Below are 10,941 nucleotides of genomic sequence, written 5' to 3'. Positions count from 1 at the left end.
TGCGTTGTTTGCCTTGCTCTCAGCTCAGTGAGCCGGCTCTGAATCCAGCATCTTGAAGTCACTTGGGTATATACCCTTTCTACCCCATTATCTTGGGGAGAGTCTGTCGAATTAATATTTTGAATCAAAAGGAGTAATGTGTCATGGCAGACAATCAGGTGCATGAGCCGTATAATATCTTTTATTTTCTCGCTTTTTTGGTAGTGCTAGCACTGCCGACACTGCCCGCAATTTTAACTTGGCTGCGTGTGGTGAACGACTACGCAAGATTTTGATTGAAAAGAAATGGAGTCCACTATCACTAAAATAACCATGTGGCTATTTAATCTAGCAGGTGGACTTTGTTTATTCCTTGGTCTTCTGGGGCTCTTTTTGCCCCTGTTGCCCACCACGCCTTTTATCCTTCTTGCCAGCGCCTGCTGGTTTAAAGGCTCTCCCCGTTTTCATATTTGGCTACACCAACATAAGACATTTGGCCCCATCTTGATGGATTGGCAGCAACACCGTGCGGTTGCGCCCAATGTAAAGCGAAAAGGAACCGTGATGATTGTTGCCAGCTTTGCCTTTTCGATTTGGTGGGTGAATGCGCTTTGGTTAAAGTTGATGCTGCTTGCGCTCGCGGCGTGCTTACTGAGTTGGTTTTTACGTTTGCCTGAAATAGAACAACAGTAATTGACGACAGATTGGTTGCTGCCGAACAAGAAAATCACTAATATTGCAGGGAAGTGATTTATCCATCTATACCCGTTCTAGTTGAAGTTGCAGCGGTGTTGACGGGCGCTCATAAACCTCATCACATAGTTTACCTATGCTTAGAGGCTTTGTTTGCCAGTCGCTTACCAGCATCTTCAAGTGAATTGGGTATACAGTGGCGACGTGCCACTTATGCCACTTCTTTCATTGTTAACCTAGGGTTAATTTTCATATCGTCGCTATTGATTTTTATCAAGAGCGCACAATTCAAGTAAATCGAAGTTATGACTACAGATACAATTTCACTGATTAAAGCGAGCATTAAAAGTATTCAGGATTATCCAAAACCGGGGATTCTTTTTCGTGATGTCACCAGTTTATTAGAAGATGCTGAAGCTTATCGTGCCACCATTGGACTTCTGGTTGAGAAGTACAAAGATATGGGCTTTACCAAAGTGGTTGGGACTGAAGCACGCGGTTTCCTTTTTGGTGCGCCGCTCGCACTTGAACTCGGTGTTGGCTTTGTTCCTGTGCGTAAGCCAGGTAAGTTGCCACGTGCGACCATTGCACAATCGTATGAACTTGAGTACGGCGTAGATACGCTTGAGATCCATGTCGATGCAATAAATGAAGGCGATAAAGTTCTTGTGGTAGATGATCTGCTCGCCACTGGCGGCACAATTGAAGCAACCACTAAGCTGATTCGTAAACTTGGTGGTGAGATTGAGCACGCAGCGTTTGTGATTAATTTGCCTGAGATTGGTGGTACAGAGCGTTTGCAAGCGCTTGGTCTAAATGTCTATAGCATTTGTGAATTCGAAGGTCACTAATTCCGTTTATGAGTTATCTAGCTTTAGCGCGTAAATGGCGCCCGCAAACATTTGAGCAAGTCGTTGGTCAAGGCCATGTTTTGACCGCACTTGGTAATGCACTCAACCAAAATCGATTGCATCATGCTTACTTGCTCAGTGGTACTCGAGGCGTGGGAAAAACCACGATTGGGCGCTTGTTTGCGAAAGGCTTAAATTGTGAAACCGGCATCACAGGGACGCCTTGTGGTGTTTGCGCTTCTTGTCAAGAAATTGACCAGGGGCGTTTCGTCGATCTGCTTGAGATTGATGCCGCCTCGCGCACTAAAGTGGAAGATACTCGAGACTTACTCGATAACGTGCAGTACAAACCCGCACGTGGTCGATTTAAAGTCTATTTGATTGATGAAGTGCATATGCTATCGCGGCACTCTTTTAATGCGTTGCTTAAAACCTTAGAAGAGCCGCCCGAGTACGTTAAATTTTTGCTAGCAACGACCGATCCACAAAAGTTGCCAGTGACGATTTTATCTCGCTGCTTGCAATTTCATCTAAAGCCTATTGCGGCGAGCAACATTCAAGAGCAACTTGAGTACATTCTTGCTCAAGAAGGTGTGAATGCAGAATCTCGTGCATTAGGTCTGCTTGCGCATGCTGCCGATGGCAGTATGCGTGATGCATTAAGTCTGACGGATCAAGCGATTGCATTAGGAAATGGTCACATTGAAGCGCATTTGGTGCGTGACATGTTGGGCTCTATTGATACCGATCAAGCGTTGGATTTACTGGATGCGTTGGCAACACAACAAGTCCCGCACGTGATGACTCAACTGGCTCAATTTGCCCAAAATGGCATCGAGTGGGACAGTTTGTTGCAAGAGCTTGCCGCGCAGCTACATCGTGTTGCCTTGTGTCAGGTGTTGCCTGCCAGTTTAGATAAAGCGCAACCCGATGCAGAGCGAATTGAGCGACTTAGTGGGCTATTGACCCCTCAAGATGTTCAGCTCTACTATCATATGGCGCTCAAAGGTCGCGATGAAATGCCACTGGCGCCAAGTGGTCAAATTGCCATGGAAATGATTGCGTTACGTATGCTAGCGTTCCGTCCTGCGCCGACAATTGCGGCTCAGCCTATTGTTGCACCGGTGGCAATGGCTCAAACGGAAGTGACATCGCAAACTGCCGCGCAGTCAATCCAACCTCAAACGCGACCGACGGTGTCAGCCCCAACGCAAAGCGCTGCCGAACCCAACGTTCCAACGTATTCTCAGCCTGTGAATGCGTCAATTAGTGCACGCGATCCGCAGCAAGCACATAGCATGACGCCGCAAGTTACCGCATCATCGCCATTGGTGAATGAGCCTGCAGTGCAAACAGTCAGCTCTCCCGCCCCATCTTCTGCTGCGCCTGCCCGCAGTGAGGTAGAGAGTCCTGAGCCAGCAACAACCTCAGGGCTTCGCCATCAACTGCGTTCTCAACGCCAGCAAAAAGGGGGGAGCGATGCATCAAATGGGACAAAAAAGTCTGAACACGGTACGGGCAAAGAGTCTGTCTTGACTCGTATCAGGCAGCAACACGCACCAGTGTCACCCACAGCAGCGCCAAAACAGAATGTTGTGGCTAATGATGAACCTTATCAATGGCGCCCCTCTCAAGAAGTGGCGGTAATGCCAAGCGCGCCGGTTCTTAAACCAAGCGAGGTAAAACAAGCGCTTGAGCATGAGAAAACCCCGGAAATGGTCGCGCGTTTAGCGGACGAGGCGTGTGAACAAAATGATTGGGCGCGATTGATTCGAACGCTATCTATCTCAAAATTGGTTGAGCAGCTTGCGTTAAATTCCGCATTGACGCAACACGATAACACCCTACTTTTAACGTTAAGGGCTAATCAAGCGCACCTCAATACGGATCGAGCACAAAGCGAATTGCTCGCGGCATTAAATCATCAACTTGGTCAGCCACACGTATTATCGATAGAGATCGGTGAGTCAGGCGAAACGCCGTTGGAGCTGCGTGAGCGTCTATATCAGCAGCATTGGCAGCAGGCCTTGAACAGTCTTGAGAGCGATGCCACGGTGCAGTTTATTCAGCGCCGATTTGCCGCCGAATTGGAACGCGAAACCGTCCGACCTATTTAATTTGCACGGGGTTGAAACATCTCGAGTTTGCCCCAACTAATACACTATACCCAAGTGACCTCAAGATGCAGGATTCAGAGCCGACTCACTGGGCTGAGAGCAAGGCAAACAACGTAGCGAAATAGCCAGTCTATTTTTAAGTTGTTTAACGCAGCCATCAGTTCAGTGATCGGCTCCCAAAGGGCTAGCTGTTTTGGTTTATCAGCTTTGTTGACGATTTTCGATCGAGAGCCACTCAATCTTCAAATCCTCGCCTCACTGACAAACCAAGTCATTCTCGCTGAACCTCGCATCTTGAGGTTACTTGGGTATAACTTATTGTCTTAAAATCAAAGTGAGCCATGATGCTCTCCCGCAAAGTGTTTTGATTTTTGGCCATTATTGAGTGTTAAAACAATCCGTGACAACAAGAGAGAAAATTATGTTCGGTAAAGGTGGCATGGGCAACTTGATGAAGCAAGCCCAGCAGATGCAAGAGCGTATGCAAAAGCTTCAAGAAGAAATTGCCAATATGGAAGTGGTTGGTGAGTCTGGCGCAGGTCTTGTTAAAGTGACCATCACCGGCAGTCACAGCGTACGTCGCGTTGAGATTGATGAGAGCTTGATGGAAGACGATAAAGAGATGCTAGAAGACTTGATTGCAGCCGCTTTCAATGACGCGGCGCGCCGTATTGAAGAAACGCAAAAAGAGAAAATGGCTTCGGTAACCGGTGGAATGCAATTACCACCGGGCATGAAGATGCCATTTTAAGGGTTTCAATGCGCACCAGTCACATGTTAGAGCAGCTGATGGAAGCGCTACGCTGTTTACCCGGCGTTGGCCCTAAGTCAGCTCAACGTATGGCGTTTTACTTACTGCAACGTGACCGTAAAGGTGGGGTTCAGTTAGCCGATGCCTTGAGTCAGGCCATGACGGAAATTGGTCATTGCACAGAGTGCCGCACGTTTACAGAGCAAGACGTGTGTGACATTTGCAGTAACCCAAAGCGTCAACAAAACGGTCAGCTTTGTGTGGTGGAAAGCCCGGCAGATATCGCAGCAGTCGAAGCGACAGGCCAATTCTCTGGTCGTTATTTTGTCTTAATGGGGCATCTCTCGCCGCTTGATGGCATAGGCCCGGGTGATATTGGGCTCGACACTTTGGATTGGCGTCTAGGACAAGGCGGGATCAGTGAAGTGATTCTTGCTACAAACCCGACGGTAGAAGGTGAAGCAACCGCGCATTATATTGCTGAGCTTTGCCGTTTGCATCAGGTGAGCGCGAGCCGTATTGCGCACGGTGTCCCAGTTGGAGGAGAACTTGAGCTTGTGGATGGTACCACCTTGTCTCACTCCTTGCTTGGTCGACACAAATTGCTTTAGTTGATAACGCCGCTTTTGCGGCGTTTTTTTCAGCTTAGGTCATTTTTTCAAGCTCGGTTAAATTGGCTAACGCTTGCGCATTCGTCGTACCGCAGACAAAAGCGCATGGCTTAAATTGATGGCAGACTTTGGGGCGCTCTGGACGCCCAAACAACTTGCATAAATTGTCGTCATTGAGCTGAATGCAGCGCATTCCTGCTGGCTTGCCATTGGGCATACCCGGAATGGCAGACGAAATACTGGGTGCAATACAACACGCGCCGCAACCTAATCGACATTCCATAAAAGCCTCTATACCCGTCCTATTATAGGGAGCGGATGGTATCAAATTTTAGCGTGAATCCAAAAGCCTCTTTCTTCTCGCGTAGAGAATCGTTCGGTGCAGCACTTGAACTTTGTTAGTGCTCAGCGTATAACCCCCCCATCAATTGAAACTGGGGTATTTGGGATGGATAAGCCGTTTTGGCAAGCGAAATCGCTCGAGCAAATGAGTGAATCAGAGTGGGAATCATTATGTGATGGCTGTGGGAAGTGTTGCTTGCATAAGCTTATCGATGATGAAACTGACGAGCTTTATTACACCAACATTGCGTGCAGTTGGCTGAACAGCAAAACATGCAGCTGCAAAGATTACCCAAATCGTTTTAATTCGGGTGAAGCTTGCTTAAAACTCACTCGTGAGCAAATTCCAGAGTTTCATTGGTTGCCAATGACGTGTGCTTATCGCTTGCTCGCACAAGGTGAACCATTACCACAGTGGCATCCCTTAATTACGGGGTCAAAAGCGGCAATGCATGCGGCAGGGCAAAGCGTACGTAATCGTGTGGTGTACGAAATTGATGTGGTTGATTGGGAAGATCATATTATTTCAGACAGGCAGCTATAATCAGCGACCCTAAACAATCGCAAGTAAAATACCACCTAAGGTTAATGCGCCAGAGAGGTATTGGCCGGCGGAGTATGAGTCGTCCTCTTTCTCTTCCACCTTATCGGGATGATCCATTCCTAATGCGCCATGAGTGAACGCCGCGACTTTATCGGTTACCGTTTTCGGCTCTTCAGACCGTTGCTGGCTCTCTTTATCAATTTGAGACAGCGCCGCGAGTAAAGCCTTTCCCTCAGCTGACAGGGTCACTTGGGTGGCAGGTGTAGCCTGAGTGGTAGATGAGTCACTGGCAGACTGACCCGGCGCGACAGGCGTTTGCGGCCGCACGGTCGCAGAATAGGGCGCCGTATGGGTCGGTTTGATCGTATTCATCGCTGACTCCTCAATATATACCCAAGTACTTAATTAACTATCGACCAGCATGAATAAAACTTTTGCTGCATTTTTGCGCTCATGATCTCGAAATCACACAAAATGTTTAGTGTGCAAGAGGAGATTATTCAGCAACAACAAAGCAAAAATCATTCCATACGGTGCAAATTTAACCATGCTCGAACGCGTGAAAATGAGCGGTTGTTATGTTTAGAGTCGTTGAGCTCTAGGGTTATGCCATTAGGTTAGGCTACCCGCTATTTAATACCGCTCGCTTTTGGCGCGGGGTAGCAGGGCGCGTTGTGCTGAGGCTGGCGAGTGGCGGATTGGTGATAATGGCGCCGTATATTATCGGTTGGTAGATAGCGGGTTGGCATTGGCAATAGGTGGATCAAATAACCGATTTGCGCTGACAGCGTCGGGTTAGCCGGTGACAGTATTGCGACTGTCAAACTGGGGTTTAACTTACGAATGGTGGCGGCAATACCTTGCCCCTGTTCGACATGGAATGCGCCCGCATAGTGGATGATTTGCGTCGCTGATGCATTGGCTAGATGAGTCACGATACTTTCCGCCATAGTGTCGTCCCAGGTTTTTTGCGCCGCGTATTGACGCTCGGTATGTTCGGCATTGCCAAAAAACATCAATTCGGTGAAGCGAGACTTGTAAGGTGAGGATGAGACATCAACGTGTTTGGCAATCCACTTTTGTTCCTCATGCGGTAAATGGTGGCGATACGCTAAGCCATAGCGAGCGATACACCTAACAATGGTATTGGGGGCGTTTGCCGCGATCACCGGAATTTGATGCTGCTTAGCATACTCGATAAGAGGGCGATAATCGCTGGCGTAATTCGGCCACGCTTGGGTCAGGTTAATAAAAGGTGTTTCACCAATCTGGCCACTGAGGTATTGATCGAGAGCATGTTGAGCCTCTCGGCTAAAGTGTTCGAGTGAGAGTACAACATCAGAGCGCTGCTGGTGTAATGCGCGCAATAACTCAAATTGCAAGTGGTGAACCGCGGGGTGAGTATGCCATTCCCCCACTAGGATCACATCGACGTCATGCAGCCGCGAAACTAAAGTATCAAGCTGCAGTGGCTCAAGTGACGGAGTGCTTAGGCGATAATCGTAAAAGTGGTCAGGGGTGAGCGCACTATTATCGGCAAATGCCAGGCTTGAGGTCATCAGAGCGGTCAATACGAGATGACGAGCGTAAGCCCAGCGACGAACGATTCTGTTTTTGTTTGCCATGCGCCCTCCAGTTTATTTCGAAGGGCGAGCCTCCGCTTGTTTCAGTTTAGCGGTTCGCTTTGGCAAGGTTGCACAAGGAATGAGATTGGCGGGGTTATTGTACCGCTTCAGAATCATCGACGATTGCGCGTTGATACACTCGAATCATGAAGTCGACTTCGCAAGCAAATGTGTCGTAAGCGGCAAGTGTTGCACGTAGCGCATCGTTGGCTTTCCACGCGTATGGGGTCATTTGCAGTAAATCAAGAGCCAGATGACCACTGAGTGCCATCTCATAATTTAGTTTTTGCTCATCAATCAGCTCAAATCCGGTTAGGTCCTCGGCCGCTTCACTGTGCATACGAACATCTTGATAGATCAATTCACGTAATTGCAGTAAGTGTCGCTCGGCAGGCGTGACAGTAATCACCACACCACCAGAACGCACCGTTCGAGCTAACTCTTCTGCTTTACACGGGGCGTAAATGCGCACAATGCCGTCAAGTGATCTGTCTGCAAAAGGCAAACGATGGCTCGATGCGACAACGAAATCGCAGTTTGGGTAGCGTTTGGCCGCGTAGCGAATCGCGATTTTTGATATATCAAGTCCAAAGACATGAGCTTGTTCATTTGCTTGGCGCAAATGGTTGGCAAACTCAGTGGTGTAATAGCCTTCACCACAGCCAATATCAAGCAGCTGACCCGATGTGTTTTGCAAATGCTCGACGCACAGACTAGCAACGTGTTGACGCAGTGGATTGTAGTGATCGCTGGCTAAGAATCGACGGCGAGCTTGCATCATTTCTTTATTATCACCGGGATCTTTAGAGCGTTTATGCTGCACTGGCATTAAGTTAACGTAGCCTTCTTTGGCGACATCAAACTGATGATTATTGGCACAGCGATAAGTGCGTTGCTCTAATGCTAATGGTAAGTGGCATAATGGACAGTGATAAGCGGAGGACGCAGCCATAATAGTCTCGATGATAAGGAGCAGGGCGCTGAGTGTAGCAAAGCTGGACCAAAATAAAAGACCAGCGGGTATACCCAAGTCGTTCTCGTTGAACCGTTCTTGGGTATAGGCAGAAATTTATCGTACTTAACGCTAAGCAACGCCGATTCGAGTGATTAACTGGTGAGTTTCACCCGTTGATAGCGTTTTGCCTTGTTCAAGGCTTGGCGCATGCCAAGTGGACTCGATGCACAACATAGTTTGGTAGCCATCATTTTGCATGTCACTCATCGCATTAGCGCCCTCAGACCACGGGTTCCATAATACGGCGGTGTTATTGCCTTGGTTACGAACACAAAGTTGTCGGTCAAGTGACGGGTCGTTTAATGTGATTAGATTGTCGGGCAGCGTATAAACACGATCGATGGTATCGCTTAGCTGTAGGGTTTCATCACCGTGCGTCAGTGCGCCGCTGTTAAGGCTATCTAGATAGCAAGGGCCCATACCGCGTATTGTTGCTTGGGTAATGTCGCCGACGTTGAGATAAGTATGCAGAGCACCTGAAAATGACCAAGGCGCAACATCGGTATTGGTGATGTTTAATACTGCCGTGAGTTCGCGGCCAATTTCAACGCGCAGTCGTAAATCAAATAAGTGGGGCCAAATGGCCAAGGTATCGTCATTTTCCGCTAAGGCTAATTCAATAATGACACCATGTTCATTTTCACGGTGTTCGACGAGTGCCCACTGTGAGGTGCGCGCAAAGCCATGCGCCGGCGCTGCAATGCGGCCAAACCAGGGCCAACAGATAGGAATGCCGCCACGGATAGCTGTTTTGTTGTCAAATACGGCCTGTTCACTCATCCAAATGAGGTCAGATTCGCCTTTAGGTTGATAAGAGAGAATATGACCACCGAAAAGGGAGATAGCGGCGTTGGCCAGTTCATGTTGAATACGTACCACTTTGTTTTGGCCGACGTTAATGATAGTCACAGCATCTGACAAAACGGTTTCGGTCGAATAGGAAGTAAAGTCCATATTAAACTCCAAGCGGCTTTGGGGCATCCCAAAAGCAAACTGCAAAAATGACAAAAGGCGACTCGAAAGTCGCCTTTTTAAGATTACTTATGTATCAAACACAAGTCTCACTAATCGTTATCTTTAAGTAATTACTTAGAGATGTGAGCGATTAGGTCTAGAACTTTGTTTGAGTAACCGATTTCGTTGTCGTACCAAGATACAACTTTAACGAAGTTATCAGTTAAAGCGATACCTGCTTTAGCATCGAATACTGAAGTTTGAGTTTCGCCGATGAAGTCTTGAGAAACAACTTGGTCTTCAGTGTAGCCTAGTACGCCAGCTAGTTCGCCTTCAGAAGCTTCTTTCATTGCTGCACAGATAGCTTCGTAAGATGCGCCGTTCTTTAGGTTAACAGTTAGGTCAACTACAGATACGTTAGCAGTTGGTACGCGGAAAGCCATACCAGTTAGTTTGCCGTTTAGTTCTGGAAGAACAACGCCTACTGCTTTAGCTGCACCAGTTGAAGATGGGATGATGTTTTGAGAAGCACCACGGCCACCGCGCCAGTCTTTAGCAGAAGGACCATCTACAGTTTTTTGAGTTGCAGTAGTCGCGTGAACAGTAGTCATAAGACCAGATTCGATACCGAACTTGTCGTTAAGAACTTTAGCGATAGGTGCTAGACAGTTAGTAGTACAAGAAGCGTTAGAAACGATGTCTTGACCTGCGTAAGAAGTGTGGTTAACACCCATTACGAACATTGGAGTTGCGTCTTTAGAAGGACCAGTAAGAACAACTTTCTTCGCACCAGCAGCGATGTGTTGGCGAGCAGTTGCGTCGTCTAGGAATAGACCAGTCGCTTCAGCTACAACGTCAACACCGATTTCGTCCCACTTAAGGTCAGCTGGGTTGCGCTCAGCAGTTACACGTACAGTTTTGCCGTTAACAACTAGGTTACCGTCTACAACTTCAACAGTGCCTTCGAAACGGCCGTGAGTTGAATCGTATTTTAGCATGTATGCCATGTAATCTACGTCGATAAGGTCGTTGATACCTACCACTTCGATGTCTGCACGCTCAACAGATGCACGGAAAACGAAACGGCCGATACGGCCAAAACCGTTAATACCTACTTTGATAGTCATTGTAGTTGCTCCACAACTTAATTTTTGATTAAAGATAACTGGTAGTAAAATTACAGAACCCAGTAACCATCTGCAACAGATAATCCGACTTAACTTGTCTAAAGTCAAAAAAAACCGACGCTTTTTTTAACAATTTATCTTAGATGTTCGTTTTTTAAACGTGTTATTGATCTGCTTAATAACCAGTTGGCGTAAAATGGTGCAACAGCATACAGCTATCGACCAATTTTCTAACCTAAGTTTTGTGGTGAGAAAGTATGTGCTACAACAGTGGTGAGACGCAAGTAAATTTATCTTTGCCTTTAGTTGAGTGTGCGGTAACAAAAGGATGC

The 10,941-nt window shown here is 47.5% G+C and carries 13 protein-coding genes; 7 read left to right on the top strand and 6 right to left on the bottom strand.

Annotation, left to right across the window (positions count from 1 at the left end):
- Positions 1-143 precede the first annotated feature (143 nt).
- The 6 genes from HGP28_RS19380 to recR all read left to right on the top strand — a co-directional run bounded on the left by HGP28_RS19380 (position 144) and on the right by recR (position 5,002).
- On the top strand, positions 144-275 hold the full coding sequence (locus tag HGP28_RS19380; protein ID WP_281355593.1) for a hypothetical protein: 132 nt from the start codon (positions 144-146) through the stop codon (positions 273-275).
- A gap of 10 nt (positions 276-285) precedes the next feature.
- Complete coding sequence (locus tag HGP28_RS16865; protein WP_168837628.1) at positions 286-672, top strand: YbaN family protein; 387 nt, start codon at positions 286-288, stop codon at positions 670-672.
- 305 nt (positions 673-977) lie between these two features.
- Positions 978-1,523: an adenine phosphoribosyltransferase gene (gene apt, locus HGP28_RS16860; RefSeq protein WP_168837627.1), complete on the top strand. Its 546-nt coding sequence runs from the start codon at positions 978-980 to the stop codon at positions 1,521-1,523.
- Between the two features lie 8 nt (positions 1,524-1,531).
- Positions 1,532-3,640: a DNA polymerase III subunit gamma/tau gene (gene dnaX / locus HGP28_RS16855; RefSeq protein ID WP_168837626.1), complete on the top strand. Its 2,109-nt coding sequence runs from the start codon at positions 1,532-1,534 to the stop codon at positions 3,638-3,640.
- Positions 3,641-4,061: 421 nt separating this feature from the next.
- Complete coding sequence (locus HGP28_RS16850; protein WP_168837625.1) at positions 4,062-4,391, top strand: YbaB/EbfC family nucleoid-associated protein; 330 nt, start codon at positions 4,062-4,064, stop codon at positions 4,389-4,391.
- Between the two features lie 8 nt (positions 4,392-4,399).
- Positions 4,400-5,002 (top strand): recombination mediator RecR, encoded by a 603-nt coding sequence (gene recR / locus HGP28_RS16845; RefSeq protein WP_168837624.1) that lies wholly within the window; start codon positions 4,400-4,402, stop codon positions 5,000-5,002.
- A 34-nt stretch (positions 5,003-5,036) separates the two neighbouring features.
- Here the strand turns inward: recR and HGP28_RS16840 are convergent, their stop codons facing one another.
- Entirely contained in the window at positions 5,037-5,285 is a 249-nt protein-coding gene (locus tag HGP28_RS16840; protein ID WP_168837623.1) for a YkgJ family cysteine cluster protein, read from the bottom strand.
- Between the two features lie 165 nt (positions 5,286-5,450).
- Between HGP28_RS16840 and HGP28_RS16835 the strand changes: the two genes are divergently transcribed.
- Complete coding sequence (locus HGP28_RS16835; RefSeq protein ID WP_168837622.1) at positions 5,451-5,888, top strand: YcgN family cysteine cluster protein; 438 nt, start codon at positions 5,451-5,453, stop codon at positions 5,886-5,888.
- A 9-nt stretch (positions 5,889-5,897) separates the two neighbouring features.
- Here HGP28_RS16835 and HGP28_RS16830 read toward each other — a convergent pair whose 3' ends face one another.
- The 5 genes from HGP28_RS16830 to gap all read right to left on the bottom strand — a co-directional run bounded on the left by HGP28_RS16830 (position 5,898) and on the right by gap (position 10,609).
- Positions 5,898-6,260 (bottom strand): hypothetical protein, encoded by a 363-nt coding sequence (locus tag HGP28_RS16830; protein ID WP_168837621.1) that lies wholly within the window; start codon positions 6,258-6,260, stop codon positions 5,898-5,900.
- Positions 6,261-6,517: 257 nt separating this feature from the next.
- On the bottom strand, positions 6,518-7,513 hold the full coding sequence (locus tag HGP28_RS16825) for a ChaN family lipoprotein (protein ID WP_168837620.1): 996 nt from the start codon (positions 7,511-7,513) through the stop codon (positions 6,518-6,520).
- Positions 7,514-7,607: 94 nt separating this feature from the next.
- Positions 7,608-8,465 carry a 23S rRNA (guanine(745)-N(1))-methyltransferase gene (rlmA, locus tag HGP28_RS16820; protein ID WP_168837619.1) on the bottom strand — a complete coding sequence of 286 codons (858 nt, stop codon included), beginning with the start codon at positions 8,463-8,465 and terminating at the stop codon, positions 7,608-7,610.
- A gap of 132 nt (positions 8,466-8,597) precedes the next feature.
- Complete coding sequence (locus tag HGP28_RS16815) at positions 8,598-9,482, bottom strand: D-hexose-6-phosphate mutarotase (RefSeq protein ID WP_168837618.1); 885 nt, start codon at positions 9,480-9,482, stop codon at positions 8,598-8,600.
- Between the two features lie 131 nt (positions 9,483-9,613).
- Positions 9,614-10,609 carry a type I glyceraldehyde-3-phosphate dehydrogenase gene (gene gap, locus HGP28_RS16810; protein WP_168837617.1) on the bottom strand — a complete coding sequence of 332 codons (996 nt, stop codon included), beginning with the start codon at positions 10,607-10,609 and terminating at the stop codon, positions 9,614-9,616.
- Positions 10,610-10,941: the final 332 nt, after the last annotated feature.

This window comes from Vibrio agarilyticus (assembly GCF_012641465.1).
Lineage (GTDB): Bacteria > Pseudomonadota > Gammaproteobacteria > Enterobacterales > Vibrionaceae > Vibrio > Vibrio agarilyticus.
Note: the sequence above shows the minus strand (reverse complement) of the source record. Positions and strands in the feature narration are given on the sequence as shown.